The sequence below is a fragment of the Brevibacillus brevis NBRC 100599 genome (assembly GCF_000010165.1).
Classification (GTDB): Bacteria; Bacillota; Bacilli; order Brevibacillales; family Brevibacillaceae; genus Brevibacillus; species Brevibacillus brevis_D.
Genome location: NC_012491.1, coordinates 5741565 through 5756400 on the forward strand (window position 1 = coordinate 5741565; position 14836 = coordinate 5756400).

Annotated in this window: 15 protein-coding genes; all 15 read right to left on the reverse strand. The window is 48.8% G+C overall.

Annotation, left to right across the window (positions count from 1 at the left end; all coding sequences use genetic code 11):
* Positions 1-89 precede the first annotated feature (89 nt).
* The 15 genes from nuoN to atpG all read right to left on the reverse strand — a co-directional run bounded on the left by nuoN (position 90) and on the right by atpG (position 14821).
* Positions 90-1622, reverse strand: a complete 1533-nt coding sequence (gene nuoN / locus BBR47_RS27180; protein ID WP_015893607.1) for an NADH-quinone oxidoreductase subunit NuoN — start codon at positions 1620-1622, stop codon at positions 90-92.
* A 3-nt stretch (positions 1623-1625) separates the two neighbouring features.
* The gene (locus tag BBR47_RS27185; RefSeq protein ID WP_015893608.1) at positions 1626-3158 is read right to left on the reverse strand and encodes a complex I subunit 4 family protein; all 1533 of its coding nucleotides are present in this window, start codon (positions 3156-3158) and stop codon (positions 1626-1628) included.
* Positions 3151-5064, reverse strand: a complete 1914-nt coding sequence (gene nuoL / locus BBR47_RS27190; protein ID WP_015893609.1) for an NADH-quinone oxidoreductase subunit L — start codon at positions 5062-5064, stop codon at positions 3151-3153. Before nuoL ends, BBR47_RS27185 begins: the two co-directional genes overlap by 8 nt.
* 27 nt (positions 5065-5091) lie before the next feature.
* Positions 5092-5403 (reverse strand): NADH-quinone oxidoreductase subunit NuoK, encoded by a 312-nt coding sequence (nuoK, locus tag BBR47_RS27195; RefSeq protein WP_015893610.1) that lies wholly within the window; start codon positions 5401-5403, stop codon positions 5092-5094.
* Positions 5400-5909, reverse strand: coding sequence for an NADH-quinone oxidoreductase subunit J (locus BBR47_RS27200; RefSeq protein ID WP_015893611.1), 510 nt, complete (start codon positions 5907-5909; stop codon positions 5400-5402). The genes nuoK and BBR47_RS27200 overlap by 4 nt, the downstream gene beginning before the upstream one ends.
* Before the next feature lies 1 nt (position 5910).
* The gene (gene nuoI, locus BBR47_RS27205) at positions 5911-6324 is read right to left on the reverse strand and encodes an NADH-quinone oxidoreductase subunit NuoI (RefSeq protein ID WP_007722093.1); all 414 of its coding nucleotides are present in this window, start codon (positions 6322-6324) and stop codon (positions 5911-5913) included.
* Positions 6325-6458: 134 nt separating this feature from the next.
* Positions 6459-7469, reverse strand: coding sequence for an NADH-quinone oxidoreductase subunit NuoH (gene nuoH, locus BBR47_RS27210; protein WP_015893612.1), 1011 nt, complete (start codon positions 7467-7469; stop codon positions 6459-6461).
* Positions 7466-8614 (reverse strand): NADH-quinone oxidoreductase subunit D, encoded by a 1149-nt coding sequence (locus BBR47_RS27215; protein ID WP_015893613.1) that lies wholly within the window; start codon positions 8612-8614, stop codon positions 7466-7468. Before BBR47_RS27215 ends, nuoH begins: the two co-directional genes overlap by 4 nt.
* 3 nt (positions 8615-8617) lie before the next feature.
* A complete protein-coding gene (locus BBR47_RS27220) occupies positions 8618-9892 on the reverse strand; it encodes an NADH-quinone oxidoreductase subunit C (RefSeq protein WP_015893614.1) in 1275 nt (424 codons plus the stop codon).
* Positions 9889-10407 (reverse strand): NuoB/complex I 20 kDa subunit family protein, encoded by a 519-nt coding sequence (locus BBR47_RS27225; RefSeq protein ID WP_007725455.1) that lies wholly within the window; start codon positions 10405-10407, stop codon positions 9889-9891. The genes BBR47_RS27220 and BBR47_RS27225 overlap by 4 nt, the downstream gene beginning before the upstream one ends.
* Positions 10398-10769: an NADH-quinone oxidoreductase subunit A gene (locus tag BBR47_RS27230; RefSeq protein WP_015893615.1), complete on the reverse strand. Its 372-nt coding sequence runs from the start codon at positions 10767-10769 to the stop codon at positions 10398-10400. The genes BBR47_RS27225 and BBR47_RS27230 overlap by 10 nt, the downstream gene beginning before the upstream one ends.
* Positions 10770-11111: 342 nt before the next feature.
* Positions 11112-11852, reverse strand: coding sequence for a DUF6042 family protein (locus BBR47_RS27235; protein WP_015893616.1), 741 nt, complete (start codon positions 11850-11852; stop codon positions 11112-11114).
* A gap of 221 nt (positions 11853-12073) precedes the next feature.
* On the reverse strand, positions 12074-12472 hold the full coding sequence (locus tag BBR47_RS27240; protein WP_015893617.1) for a F0F1 ATP synthase subunit epsilon: 399 nt from the start codon (positions 12470-12472) through the stop codon (positions 12074-12076).
* 27 nt (positions 12473-12499) lie between these two features.
* Positions 12500-13909: a F0F1 ATP synthase subunit beta gene (gene atpD / locus BBR47_RS27245; RefSeq protein ID WP_015893618.1), complete on the reverse strand. Its 1410-nt coding sequence runs from the start codon at positions 13907-13909 to the stop codon at positions 12500-12502.
* Positions 13910-13957: 48 nt separating this feature from the next.
* Positions 13958-14821 (reverse strand): ATP synthase F1 subunit gamma, encoded by an 864-nt coding sequence (gene atpG / locus BBR47_RS27250; RefSeq protein ID WP_015893619.1) that lies wholly within the window; start codon positions 14819-14821, stop codon positions 13958-13960.
* Positions 14822-14836: the final 15 nt, after the last annotated feature.

Consider the following 14836-nt stretch of genomic DNA (forward strand, 5'->3'; position numbering starts at 1 on the left):
CATTGCCCAACCGAGAATCATAGAAAAAGGACGGCCCGATTACGAGCCATCCCTTCTATTGTACCTGAAGTGCTATTCAGTTACGAGTATCACTGAGAGCTGGGAGAGAGCATGTTCCCAAAATCAAAGGACGGATTGAAATGAATCTGGATATAGTCGGTGACCAGACCCGGAAAAGCACCGAAGAATACGGTAGCGATTGCCATGATGAGAATAAACGTCCAAATCCCCTTTGGCACAACCATTGGTGCCTCAGTCGTCCCAGGACGCATGTACATTTGACGAATAATCCCAAAGTAGTAGTAGTAGGAAATGACGCTGGTGATGATCATAATTGCCGCCAGCCAGTAGTTTTCTACCACTAATGTACCCATGAACAGATAGAACTTCCCGAAGAAGCCAACCGTAATCGGGATACCTGCCAAGGACAAGAGGAAGATGCTCATCGCAATGGCCATCACTGGTGAGCGATGATACAATCCGGCGAATCCTTTCAAATCCTCTGTCTCTTGCTCACGAGATACAACCATAATCACAGCGAAAGCCCCAAAGCTGACCAGCAAGTAACCGAACAGATAGAAGATTACCTCGCTGAAAAAGAGAGAGGTCGGCGGTACAAACGGCACGAGCAAATAGCCCGCTTGCGCAATACCTGAATAAGCCATCATACGCTTGACGTTTGTCTGCCTGAGCGCCATCGTGTTCCCGATAATCATCGAGGCGGCTGCCATCAGCCCCAGGTAGAGGCTTCCCTCTTCGAAAAAGAACCGTCCTGATCCCGTTCCATCGGAAACGTTGAAAAACGAGATCATCATCACGCGAAAGATCAGCGCGAAACCTGCTGCTTTTGACACAACTGCTAGGAAAACAGTGACCGGGGTAGGAGCACCCTGATAAACATCTGGCGCCCACATGTGGTTAGGCGCTGCAGATATTTTGAATGCAAGACCTACTGCGAGAAACGCAAACGCCGTATAGACGAGGAACTGATAGCCCGCCATTCCCGCTTCTGCCAACCGGAATGAGATTTCATAAATATGTGTGGTTCCCGCGAGTCCGTATACGTACGACATCCCGAACAGGAGCACAGCCGTGGCAATACTTCCCGAAACGACGTATTTGAACGCCGACTCGTTGGAAAGCCGCGATTTTTTTCGCAATCCGACCAGTACATAGGACGAGAGAGACAATAGCTCCAGTCCAACGAACAAGGTAATTAAGTCAGCCGACGAAGCCATGACCATAGCCCCGAGAAGCCCGGTCAGCAGCAAATAGTAGTACTCGCCTCTGTGCTGGACTTCTCCTGCTTTCAGATAGGACAGCGAGATGAGAATGGCGAAAGCTGTCCCTGCCAGGAAAATCAGCTTGAACGCATTACCGTAATCATCGATTCGGATCATGTCGATCATGTAGCTGTATGGCTTATTGAGAGCATTCATATTGATGATCACAAAGATCGCCGCTATGACCGTTCCCAGGAAGGATAGCCAACCAATGACCTGCTTGCCAAGGCGCTTGCCCGCAAAAAGATCCAGCAGTGATAAAAAGGTAGCAAAGCCAAGAATGATAAACTCGGGCAGAAGGTAGCTCCAGTCATATGAGAAAATATCTTTAACCTCCATGGATTACCCTCCTATTCCCGTTACGATAGGTACGATCGTTTTCAGCGCCTGCTGCATCGGATTCCCCAGAACTGCCGGATAAACCCCGATGAGAATAATACATCCCAATAGGACTACCATCGGGATGACTTCCATCGGCTGTGCATCAGCAAGTCCTGTACATCTACCCGGAGTAGGGCCAAAAGTCGTTTTCAAGATCGCTCTGAGTAAATAAACCGCCGTGAGGACAATCCCGATCGCTCCCACTGCTGCCATTACTGGCAAACGACCAAACAGACCGAGGAAGGCAAAGAACTCACTAATGAATCCGGACATGCCCGGAAGTCCGAGTGAAGCCATCCCGCCTGCCAATAGCACGCCGCTGACAAACGGCATGGATTTGGCTAAACCGCCCAAATCGTCGAGCATCGATGTCTGCGTCCGATCCCAAATGACACCGATCAAGAAGAAGAGCAGTGCTGAGATAAAGCCGTGCGATACCACCTGGAACATCGCTCCCTGAAATCCGATCGTGTTCATCGATGCGAAACCGAGCAAGACGATACCCATATGGCTGATACTGGAGTAAGCCAGCACCATTTTTAAATCCTTTTGTACGAAGGCCAACACAGCCCCATACAAAATGTTGATAATCCCCAAAACGGCTATCCACATAGAGAAGTCATAGGCCTGCTCTGGGAAAAAACCGATTCCCATCCGCAAAAGACCGTACGCCCCCATCTTCAGCAAAATACCGGAGTGAATCATGACGATAGAAGGTGGAGCCTGTACGTGAACGCGTAGCATCCACGTGTGGAACGGAAATACTGGCAGCTTGATCGCAAAAGCGATAAATAGCACTAGGAAGATGCCAAAACGCATTTCCGGCGTAAGGATTTCGGTTATCGGATGCCCTGGTGTCGTCAGGATCGCCGTTATTTCATCGATATTGAGCGTCCGCATGATGACAAAAATCACGATGAAAGCCAGCAGCATGATCCCTGAACCGATTCCGTTATACAACAGGAATTTGTTCGCTGCTTGTTCGCGCTCTCCATATCCCCAAATCCCGATGAGGAAGTACATCGGTACGAGTGTCAGCTCAAAGAAAATGAAGAACAGAAACAGATTGTCTGCAGCAAAGACTCCCAACATGCCGATCAACAGCAAGTGAAACAGGATAAAATACTCCTTCTGCCTCTTCTTGATCTGCCACGAAGCAATTGCTGCGAGGGTACCGATAATCGCCGTCAGCAAAATCAATGGCATCGAAATACCATCTATACCGAGTTCATAGTTGATCTCAAAAGCAAAGACTGTGCCTGCCTGAGCCATTCCAATCGGAATCGAAATCCAACTGTGCTTTTCTACGAACTGCAGATTGGCTGTCTCGTAATTAAACATGCCGAACATCCAACCTGCCAAGATAAGTGCCGGCAACGTTCCATAAATCCCGACCTGCTTGATCACACCTGCATGTCGATTGGGGATAAAAGCCATGACGATAATCGCCAGCAGCGGAGAGAACACCAGTGATGACAAAAGGATATTACCCAAAGAGTCCACCTCCCTTGGCCGTCAAACTGATGGCGATGATCAATAGTAACAGACCGAATATGACCATTGCCCCATAGGACTGAATCTGCCCACTTTGTACTCTTGCGTGCAAAGATCCGATTCCTTGGGTAATTTTTGCTGTCAATCCAACCAAACCATCCACAATGTACTTATCAAATACATCCAGGACGAATCCAATCCAGCCAAGTGGACGAACAATGACGTTGTGATACAGCTCATCGATGTAGTACTTCTTGTATGAGAGCTGATAGAGCCACGGCATTGTTTCTGGAATGGTGTCCGAGGAGATGGATTTCTTGCCGTACATCAGGTAAGCCAACACGACTCCGAGAATAGAGATCAACAGTGCCACAATCTGCAACCAAGCTGCTGCGTGCTCACTGCCTCCCCCAAATATGCTCGTGATCGCCGTCCCCGTGTTCGTTGACAACAACCAATCAGAGAGTAATGGCGCGTACGGTGTATTCACAAAGCCTGCAACAACCGCAAGCAATGCCAAGACCAAGAGCGGGCCTGTCATGACTCCTGGAGATTCGTGCGCTTCGTGCTTGCCACGTGCCTTCCCTGCAAATGTCAGGAAGAACAGACGGAACATATAGAATGCGGTAAAGAATGCTGCGAGCAGCGCGATGAACAGCAAATCGTAGCGATGCGCTCCGTAAACAGCCCCCAGAATCGCTTCTTTCGACCAGAAACCAGCGAACGGAAAGATCCCCGCAATCGCCAAGCAACCGATCAAGAAAGTCAAAGCGGTAATCGGCATCTTTTTCCACAAGCCACCCATTTCGAATACATTCTGCGTATGTACGGCATGGATGACACTACCTGCTCCAAGGAAGAGCAATGCTTTAAAAAACGCGTGCGTCATCAAATGGAAGGAACCTGCTACATAACCAGCAGCACCAGCTACACCCAATGCCATCATCATGTATCCAAGCTGACTGACTGTGGAATAAGCCAAGACACGCTTGATATCCCGTTGGGTCAGGCCGATCGAAGCTGCAAATATGGCGGTGAATCCTCCTACATACGCCACAACTGTCAAAGCCGTATCGGATGCGATAAACAGCGGATAGGTAGCAGCGACCAAATAAACACCAGCCGCGACCATCGTTGCCGCGTGAATTAATGCAGACACAGGTGTTGGACCTTCCATGGCATCAGGCAACCACGTATGAAGTGGAAATTGACCTGATTTCCCCATGGCCCCAATGAAAATGAGGATCGCCGCTAGTGTAATCATCCATGGTTCCAATCGTCCGAGTGCTATACTCTCAAAAATCGCCCCGTACTCGAAGCTTCCGGTCCACCAGAACAATAGACATATCCCGATGAACAGACCCAAATCCCCGATGCGTGTAACGATAAAAGCCTTTTTGGCAGCCGCTTTTGCCTCATTCTTGAAGTAGTAGTAGCCAACGAGCAGAAAGGAGCATACCCCGACCAGCTCCCAGAAAATATATACTTGCAACAAATTTGGCGAGATGACTAATCCCAGCATAGAGAACGTGAACAGCGCCAGGTATTGATAAAACACTGGAAAGCGTTCATCCCCATGCATGTAGCCTTTGGAATAGATTTGGACCAACAGACTGACCAATGTCACAATGACTAGCATCATGGCATTCAGCGGATTCACTTCGAATCCCATGTTGATCACGATATCGCCGATATGCAGCCAATCAATCACATAATTGTAATCAGTTCCCCCACCCTGGAATCTCTCCCAGAAGATGAGCACTGCGATTCCAAAAGAAACAGCCGTTAGGGTAATGCCCACTATGGCCGCTCCTTCTTTCAATTGGCGACCAAATGAGACGATCACGATGAAAGCAAGAAGCGGAAACAGAGGGATCAGCCAGGCATAGTGCATTAGAGTATCCATCTTTGTCCTCCTTTTCAGGTTTCCCTCTTATCGTTTCATTTGGTTCATTTCGTCTACATTCACGGTCTCCTTGTTGCGGTACAGCGCGATCAGAATCGCTAGCCCTACAGCAACCTCGGCAGCTGCAACCGTCATCGTGAACAAGGTAAAGATCTGTCCCGTCACCGATGGATACAGTCCGAATTTGGAAAAGGCGACCAGGTTAATATTCACAGCATTCAGCATCAGCTCGATTGATAGCAAGACGACGACTGCATTTCGCTTCGTCAATGCGCCGTACAGGCCTACACAAAAGAGAATCAGAGCGACCATTAAGTAGGAGGAAATGCTTACTGTCATTCGTTATCCCCCTCCTTTTTCGCCATGATGATCGCACCGACCAACGCGACCAACAACAGAACAGACAACAGCTCAAATGGTATGACGAATTTGGTGAATACTTCGATACCGATTTCTTTTGCATTGTTTACAGGAGCATCTGCAGGCGGCGGTGGCGCAGGCCACGGTGTATTTTGCACACCCCAGAACAATAATCCGAACAGAACGATTACGAAAAGCAGGATAAAACGGTTTTTCCATGTCCGGCCTGTTCCCTCATCGTTTGCATCGTGCTTGGTCAGCATGATTCCAAAGAGCATCAAAATGGAGATAGCCCCTGAATAAACTAGAATTTGTGCGACCCCGACGAACTCCGCTCCCAGCAAAACAAACAGACCTGCAATGCTGATAAACGTAACACCCAATGAGATGACCATGTGAACGACGCGCGTAAAGCTGATCATAAACACCGCGCCACCGATCGTCAGAAGGGACAGGATAAAAAAGGCAACGAATTCACCTGTCATACTAATTCTCCTCCCTGACGTTCGTATTGTTGTCGTCCAGCCATTTCAAGTTTTTGTACAATTCGTCCCGGCTATAGGCAGCCAGCTCGAAGTTATTTGTCATTACAATCGCTTCAGTGGGACAAACCTCTGTACACAGATCGCATAAAATGCACAACTCAAAATTGATATCATACGTATCGATAATCTTTCCCTTTTTCTCCGGATCAGGATGGGGCTTCCCTGTCAGTTGAATACACTCCGTCGGACAAATGCGTGCGCATTGGTTGCAGACGATGCATTTTTCAGGAGAAAAGTGCTGAATACCGCGAAAACGAGGCGGCATTGGAAAGGGCACATCCGGATAGAAATGGGTTACTTTTTTCTCCGTGAGCTTTTTAAATGTATACCCCAGGCCTTTGGCCAGTCCTAGCATGTGTGTCACCCCTCAGGATTTGAGAACTTGGCTGCACCACGTTTTGACGAAAGCTAGCTTTTGACAAAGTAAGCCTATGGCGAAGCCTGCGCTATGAAAACAGTGGGACGTAGTCGTTTTCGATCAAGTCGCTACTAGAACATGCCATTTTGGTAAGAAACCACTACAGCTGTAAGCAGGATGTTGAACAATGCCACGGGCAACAGCACTTTCCAAGCAAACGACATCAGTTGATCGACACGTAAGCGCGGCATCGTGGCGCGAATCCAAAACTGGAGGAAGACGTAAACAGAAAATTTAAGGATAAACCAAACGATTCCCGGAATGAAGTCCAGCGATGGATGAATCGGCAACCATCCACCAAAAAAGAGAATCGTGATCAAGGCACCCATCCCGAACATGTACACATACTCCGCCAGCATGAACATCGCAAAACGGAAACCGGAGTACTCGACGTGGTAACCGCCAACGAGCTCCGACTCTGCTTCCGGCAAGTCAAACGGCGTACGATTCAGCTCGGCCTGGGCAGCAATGATAAATACAGCAAATCCGATAAACTGCGGAACAATATTCCAGACATCCCGCTGCGCCTCGACAATATCTTTGAGATTCATACTGCCCGTCAATAGAACGATACCCACCACGGACATGACCAGCGGTACTTCATAGCTGATCATCTGCGCAGCGGAGCGTAGACCCCCGATCAGCGAGTACTTGTTATTCGAGGCCCAGCCAGCCGTGATCACGCCTAAGACGGTGATCCCAGACAAGGCGATATAGTACAACAGCCCTATTCCCAGATCAGCGAACCGAATGCTGTCCGTAAAAGGCATCACCGCCAATACCGCAAAAGCAGGGGCGTAGGCCAATATTGGTGCTAGAGTGAACAACGCTTTATCAGCGTGTTGTGGACGAATATCTTCCTTTAGTAGCAGCTTGGCAACATCCGCAACTGTCTGGAGAAGTCCCAATGGTCCTACTCGATTCGGCCCGATGCGCAGCTGCATCCACCCAATCACTTTACGCTCGAAGTAAATAGCGTACGTAACGAATCCCAACACGACGGCAAGCAGTAATACTGCCGCTATGATAAACCAAAGTGTGGTCCCCCATGAGGGTGCTTGCTGCAAGAGAGTATTCATCAACAGTCAACCTCCCCGAGCACGATGTCGATACTGCCCAGGATGGCAACCATGTTCGAGAGGTTTTCCCCCTGCAACAGCTTAGGCAGAATTTGCAGATTGGTAAACGAAGGTCGTCTAAACTTCAATCTCCACGGTTTATCCTTACCTTGACTGGCAATGTAACAACCAATTTCTCCCCTCGGTGACTCGATGCGCACATATGTCTCCCCGGCAGGCGGGCGAATCACACGTGGTACTTTGCCCATGACTTCACCTTCACTTGGAAATTGCTCCAATGCCTGCTCAAGAATTCGCAGAGATTGTTCAATTTCAGCCATGCGCAGATGATAGCGCGCCATGCAATCTCCCTCAGTCGCTGTTGGCACATCAAATTCAAAACGATCGTAAATGCAATACGGTTCGTCCTTGCGCAGATCCCACTTGACACCTGTCGAGCGGAGCATGACACCTGATAGCGAGTAATCCAATGCCGTTTTTGTATCGAACTTTCCAATTCCTATGAGACGGTTGATAAAAATCTCATTCCCTGTCACCAGCTGGTGGTAATTATTCAATTCTTTCTTCATGTACTGAACAAATTCTTTGGCTTTGTCGACCCAGCCTGGAGGTGCATCCCATTTCACTCCGCCTACGCGCATGTAGTTAAAGGTCATCCGCGCCCCGCACAGTTCATTAAACAAATCCAGGATCGTCTCCCGATCACGGAATGCATATAGGAAGGGCCCCATCGCACCAATATCCAAAAGAAACGTTCCCCACCAAACCAAATGGCTCGCCACCCGGTTCAACTCCATTGCGATCAATCGCAAAAACTGAGCTCGTTCTGGAATCTCCAACCCCATCATCGTTTCTACTGCGTGACAGAGAACGTAGTTGTTGGTCATGGCGGACACGTAGTCCATACGGTCTGTATAAGGGATAATTTGCGTATAGGTCAAGTTTTCTGCCAGTTTCTCTGTACCTCGATGCAGGTAGCCCATCACCGGAATCGCTTCTTTAATGGTTTCCCCATCGATTTTTACTACCAAACGAAATACTCCATGTGTACTCGGATGCTGTGGACCTACGTTTAATAACATCTCTTCCGTACGAAGTCCTGTTTCAGAAGAGGTATCAACATGAGTCGTGAGGATGTTATGGTTCATCTGCTAAACCTCCTCGTCGTATTGCACATAATCTTTGCGCAGCGGATACCCTACCCAATCATCCGGCAACAGGATTCGACGTAAATCCTTATGTCCCGGGAAATGAATACCCAAAAGGTCAAAAGTCTCTCTTTCATTCCAATTTGCGCCATGCCAGAGGTCCATTACAGAAGCAACTTTTGACTCTTCTCTGCTCGTTTTGACCTTTACTGCCAAGCTTTGACGATTTTTGTAGGAATAAAAGTGGTAGTATACCTCCAGGCGATCCTCGTAATCGACACCGTGAAGATCGGACAGGTACTCAAAACTCAATTGCTCATCATCTCTTAAAAATTGGGCAACTTGATGCCAACGTTCATTTTGAATGGTGAGAGTCGGAACTTCCTTACCTAGCTCGTTAATATACGAAGCCTCGATGACTTCCTGTCCAAATGCTTCGGAAATTCGTGAAACGTATTTATCAAGATAGGGCTGGTTTTTGGAAGGCGCTTTCGGCGCTTCCTCTGCCGGGGTCTCATCCCCAGTTGCTTGCGTTGCTTTTGCCTTCGCTGCTGCTGCGGCGGCGGCTTTGGCTTTTGCGGCGGCCTTCGCCTTGGCATCGTCATCACCGGATTCATCCCCGCCTGCTTCACGAGTGGCTTTTGCCTTAGCAGCTGCTGCGGCGGCAGCCTTGGCTTTTGCGGCAGCGGCGGCCTTCGCCTTGGCATCCACATCTGGAGCGGAATCAGCTGTATCTGCTCCATTTTCCACGGCTTCTTTTGCTTCCTTCGCTGCTTTTGCCTTGGCTAGTGCTTCTGCGGCAGCCGCTTTCTTGGCTGCGGCTTTTTCTTCCGGCGTCATTTCCGACACTGGCTTTGCTGGCGATGGAGTAGCTTCCGCCTGTTCCTTCGCTGCTTTTGCCTTGGCTAGTGCTTCTGCGGCAGCCGCTTTCTTGGCTGCGGCTTTTTCTTCCGGCGTCATTTCCGACACTGGCTTTGCTGGCGGTGGAGTAGCTTCCACCTGTTCCTTCGCCGCTTTTGCCTTGGCAATGGCTTCAGCCGCTGCTGCTTTCTTAGCTGCGGCTTTTTCCTCAGGCGTCATTTCCGACACTGGTTTTGGTTTCTGTTCCGGAGCAGAGACTTCCTCTTGTGGCTCTTGCGATGCCTCCACTGGGCTCGCCTCTTGGGAAGCCTGCGCTTCCTGTTCTCTTAATTTTCGCAAAGCTTCCGCCTTGGCACGGGCTTCAGCGGCTGCCGCTGCCTTTTCCTCCGGCGTCGGCTTGCGTTTCTCGTCGCTCATAGATTGGTCACCTGCTTCCCAGTCTTCGCTTCGTAACGGATTTTTTCTTGGAGCTTATTGATTCCGTAGATCAAAGCGGCAGGGTTAGGCGGACAACCCGGAATATATACGTCGACAGGCACAATCTGGTCTACACCTTTTACAACGCTGTACGAGCGCACGTACGGACCTCCCGCTGTCGCACAGGAGCCCATGGCAATCACCCACTTTGGTTCAGGCATTTGATCATACAGCCTGCGTAGTAGTGGTGCCATCTTTTTCGTGACGGTTCCGGCTACGATCATGACATCAGATTGTCTTGGGGATGCTCGAAAAATAACGCCAAACCGGTCGAGGTCATAACGCGCCCCACCCGTTCCCATCATCTCGATTGCGCAACAGGCCAAGCCAAAAGTTAATGGCCACAACGAGTTACTGCGAACCCATCCCTTCACTGTTTCCAATGTCGTGAACATGACGTTGCGATTCAATTCCTCTTGCAATTCAGGCGCAATGCTTGTCAGATCTAGTTCCATTCCAGCACCTTCTTTCTCCACGCGTAAATCAATCCTACGACGAGCAAGGATATAAAGATGACCATCTCAACTAAGGCAAAGAGCCCCAGTTCTTTGTAAGCGACGGCCCACGGATACAGAAAGAGTGTTTCTACATCAAAGATGACAAACATGAGGGCAAAGATGTAATACTTCACGTTGAAACGCACCCAACTGTCACCAACAGGAATGTTACCGCTTTCATAAGTAGTTTGCTTCTCCCGTGTCGGTTTCTTTGGACGAAGTAATGGACCAACAAAACTGACTGTAGCCACGGGCAACAGCACACCAAGAATCAAAAAGATCGCGACAATCACATAATTGTTGGTATAGATGTCACTCACCCACGTTCCCTCCGCTCTTGAGAAAGGTATGAATCGTCTTGCGCTGTCCTCCAGAAGAAGTCGAGACTCCCTCAAAAGGGTACTGCTCGCAGCATCAAAGGTGTAGGTATGAACGCTGTCGCTAAATGATACTGCTAAGGGTTGTTCAATAGTCGTCTTTTGAACCAGTGTTGCTAGAAAAAAATACCTTTATCATTATAGCAAATTGCCAATAGGGTGTCTAACGAAAGCCTTCCTTTTGTGCCATATAAAGGGAAAAAACTCAGAGATTTCTCCCTGAGTTTTTCCAGCATAGTATGATGACCAAACGAATATGCTCGTCTGGCCCTGCTATTCTCTTAATTATTGAACATTGTTAGAAAATTGCTGTCCGAGGAAATCCTCGTAAATGCGCTCCCATACAATCGTAAAGTTCATCTTCTCGTCTTCTGGGATTTCCAGCATATTTTCAATCGCTTCTTCCATATATGGAGTCAGCTTGATCAGAACCTCTGCCAGCATTTGGTCATTGGTGTTCAGCAATTGCTTCATTTCTGCTTTGGACATGCTGAACGTATTTTCTTCTTGCTCGTGCAGCTTCATCACAAGGCGGCTAAACATCGGATGAACCAATGCTTCCAGTTTAATATGAGCCAATGCAAGAGATTCTGCTTCACTCAGCTTGAACAACTCAGATGCATCTGGGAATGGATAAACCGGTACATCCCAAGCATCTCCATTATCGATTACCAGACCCCACTTCACGAAAAGCTCAATCGCTTCGTCAAGAGATGTCGGATATGCATATTCGGAACGACTCATGAACGATTTGAATCTGTTCAAGAGGTTTACATAGCCTTTAAAATCCTCTTCAGACTTAAAGCCTTCTTGAACAGGTTTGGTGAATGTGCCTTTCAATGCATCGAACTCGTCCAGAGCTTTTCTCATCTCTTCTTTAGACTCATGCTTCGTTACCACATAGCACATTGCTTGGAAAAGAACATTCATTTCATGAGATAGCACGCTTGTCCAGCCATTAGCCGCAAAGCTGCTAGGAATCACTACGCCATCTTGATTGTGGCGGATATCGCGAACGGTTTGCATCAATTACACTCTCCTTTAATCCCAATAGCCAATGCCGCTTTTTCCCGCTGTTTATCATGATAACGTAGCTCGTCGGCAGGGCATTAGGTCTATTATACACAGAAACATTAGGCAATTACCAACTGGAAATATCATGCCCGATTTCCATGGCTCGTCATTCATTACCCTATAACCGAAAAATCCCCGCAGCCACATGGGCGCGGGGATATCAAGCTTACGCTTTACTTCGATACGTCGAGACGTGCCATCGCACGTTGCAGCGCGCGTTCTGCACGCTTGACGTCGAGCTCGGCATATTTCTCAGTCAAACGCTTTTCAGCACGCTCTCTCGCTGCCTTCGCGCGTTCAACATCGATGTCTCCCGGCAATTCAGCCGTTTCAGCAAGGATGGTCACTTTATCGCCGCGCACTTCCATGAAGCCGCCACTTACAGCCATCTTTACTTCTTTATCGCCTTCTGTCTTAATCCGAACTGGCGCTGTTTTCAGCGGGGTTACCAACGGCATGTGGTTCGGCATAATACCAATTTCCCCTTGCAAGCCGCGAGCAATCACCATTTCAGCCTGACCGCTGTAGACAACCCGTTCAGGAGTTACGACTTCAACTGTCATCTTACTCACTTACTCGTCTCCCCTTTCCAGGGTGTCTTACGCCATTTTCTTCGCTTTTTCTACCGCTTCTTCAATTGTACCTACGTACAGGAACGCGCCCTCTGGCAGGTGGTCATGCTTACCTTCGAGGATTTCCTTGAAGCTGCGAACAGTTTCCTTCAATGGCACGTATTGGCCTGGGTTACCAGTGAACTGCTCGGCAACGTGGAAGGACTGGGACAAGAAACGTTGAATGCGGCGTGCGCGTCCAACTACTTGCTTGTCGTCGTCGCTCAACTCGTCCATACCGAGAATCGCGATGATATCTTGCAGTTCTTTGTAACGTTGCAGGATTTTTTGAACGCTACGAGCCACATCATAGTGTTCTTGTCCTACAATATCAGGAGCCAGAGCACGGGAAGTGGATGCGAGTGGGTCTACCGCAGGGAAGATACCCAGCTCAGCGATGGAACGCTCCAAGTTCGTTGTAGCGTCCAAGTGAGCAAACGTAGTAGCAGGAGCCGGGTCAGTGTAGTCATCCGCTGGTACGTAGATCGCTTGAATGGACGTTACGGAACCTTTTTTCGTGGAAGTAATACGCTCTTGCAGCTGACCCATTTCGGTAGCCAATGTTGGTTGGTAACCTACCGCAGATGGCATACGGCCCAAGAGAGCAGAAACTTCGGAACCCGCTTGTGTAAAGCGGAAGATGTTATCAACAAAGAGAAGAACGTCGCGGCCTTCTTCATCACGGAAGTATTCCGCCATAGTCAGACCAGTCAACGCTACACGAAGACGTGCACCAGGCGGTTCGTTCATCTGACCGAATACCATCGCGGTTTTCGGCAGTACGCCTGCGTCTTTCATCTCGTGGTACAGGTCGTTACCTTCACGGGTACGCTCACCTACACCAGCGAATACGGAAATACCACCGTGCTCTTGCGCGATGTTGTTGATCAGCTCTTGAATAGTAACGGTTTTACCTACACCCGCACCACCAAATAGACCGATCTTACCACCCTTGATGTACGGAGCCAAGAGGTCAATAACTTTGATACCTGTTTCCAGGATCTCAACAGTCGTTGCTTGGTCTACGAACTCAGGAGCTTTACGGTGAATTGGGTCACGACGATCTACTTGACCGAGTTCTTGCAGGTCGATCGGCTCACCCAATACGTTAAATACGCGTCCGAGGGTGATTGCACCCACTGGAACGGAGATAGCTGCACCGGTATCAACTGCTTCCATACCACGAACCAAACCGTCAGTGGAAGACATTGCAACGGTACGAACCAAGTTATCGCCCAAATGAGTAGCAACCTCAACAGTCAAGTCGATGTCGCGCTCACCGGCACTTTGTGCTTTATGTTGAATCTTGATCGCATTGTAAATGGCAGGCAGGTGTCCGCGGTCGAACTCGACGTCAACAACCGGACCCATTACCTGAACCACACGTCCATTCGCCATCTTACTTCTTCCCTCCTGTAAAGCTAAATTGGGAGCTATTCGCTGCCACTAAGCCTGTGCGTTTGCACCTGCAACGATCTCGGAAATCTCTTGTGTAATGGCTGCCTGACGAGCACGGTTGTAGCTCAACGTTAAACGGTTGATCATATCCGTAGCATTGTCTGTCGCGTTGCCCATTGCAGTCATACGGGAACCTTCTTCAGAAGCTTTTGCTTCGAGAAGTGCACTGTAAACCAGTGTTTCCGCATATTTCGGCAACAGGTCCGCCAATACTTCTTCCGAGGACGGCTCATACTCGTAATTGATTGCGCGCGCATTGTTGCTCTCGGGAGCTTCCAATGGCAGCAATTGTTTTACGGTAGGTATTTGCGAAATTGCACTTTGGAACTTGTTGTAGCACAGGTACAGTTCGTCAATCTGCTCGTTCTCGAACATTTGGACTGCTGCACCGGCAATTTTCTTGATATCAGCAAAGGCTGGGCTGGTTGGCAGACCTGTCACTTCATCCAAAAGCGGGTAGTTCCGTTTGCTGAAGAAGTCACGACCTTTGCGGCCAATCACAAAAATACCGTATTCATCCTTGGACTTGTGCTTCTCGTTAATGGTATTTACCACTTTACGGAGAATGTTGGCATTGTAACCCCCAGCAAGTCCACGGTCGGAAGTGATGACAATATAACCAGTCTTTTTCACAGGACGATTTTGCAACATTGGATGTTTGGAACCAGAAGTCCCACTCGCGATACTTGCGATCACTTCTTGGATCTTGTCAGCATACGGGCGTGCCGCCTCAGCTTTATCCTGGTTACGGCGAAGCTTTGCAGCCGCCACCATTTTCATCGCTTTCGTGATTTGGCGCATATCTTTCTTGCTTTTGATACTGCGTCGAATCTCACGTATTCCTTTAGCCACTCGTTTTCACCACCT

What these genes read in the sequence shown, in the direction of transcription:
- nuoN (WP_015893607.1), bottom strand. Translation starts at nt 1,622, where the DNA reads ATGGAGGTTAAAGATATTTTCTCATATGACTGGAGCTACCTTCTGCCC.
- nuoL (WP_015893609.1), bottom strand. Translation starts at nt 5,064, where the DNA reads ATGGATACTCTAATGCACTATGCCTGGCTGATCCCTCTGTTTCCGCTT.
- nuoK (WP_015893610.1), bottom strand. Translation starts at nt 5,403, where the DNA reads ATGACAGTAAGCATTTCCTCCTACTTAATGGTCGCTCTGATTCTCTTT.
- BBR47_RS27200 (WP_015893611.1), bottom strand. Translation starts at nt 5,909, where the DNA reads ATGACAGGTGAATTCGTTGCCTTTTTTATCCTGTCCCTTCTGACGATC.
- nuoI (WP_007722093.1), bottom strand. Translation starts at nt 6,324, where the DNA reads ATGCTAGGACTGGCCAAAGGCCTGGGGTATACATTTAAAAAGCTCACG.
- BBR47_RS27215 (WP_015893613.1), bottom strand. Translation starts at nt 8,614, where the DNA reads ATGAACCATAACATCCTCACGACTCATGTTGATACCTCTTCTGAAACA.
- BBR47_RS27220 (WP_015893614.1), bottom strand. Translation starts at nt 9,892, where the DNA reads ATGAGCGACGAGAAACGCAAGCCGACGCCGGAGGAAAAGGCAGCGGCA.
- BBR47_RS27225 (WP_007725455.1), bottom strand. Translation starts at nt 10,407, where the DNA reads ATGGAACTAGATCTGACAAGCATTGCGCCTGAATTGCAAGAGGAATTG.
- BBR47_RS27235 (WP_015893616.1), bottom strand. Translation starts at nt 11,852, where the DNA reads ATGCAAACCGTTCGCGATATCCGCCACAATCAAGATGGCGTAGTGATT.
- atpD (WP_015893618.1), bottom strand. Translation starts at nt 13,909, where the DNA reads ATGGCGAATGGACGTGTGGTTCAGGTAATGGGTCCGGTTGTTGACGTC.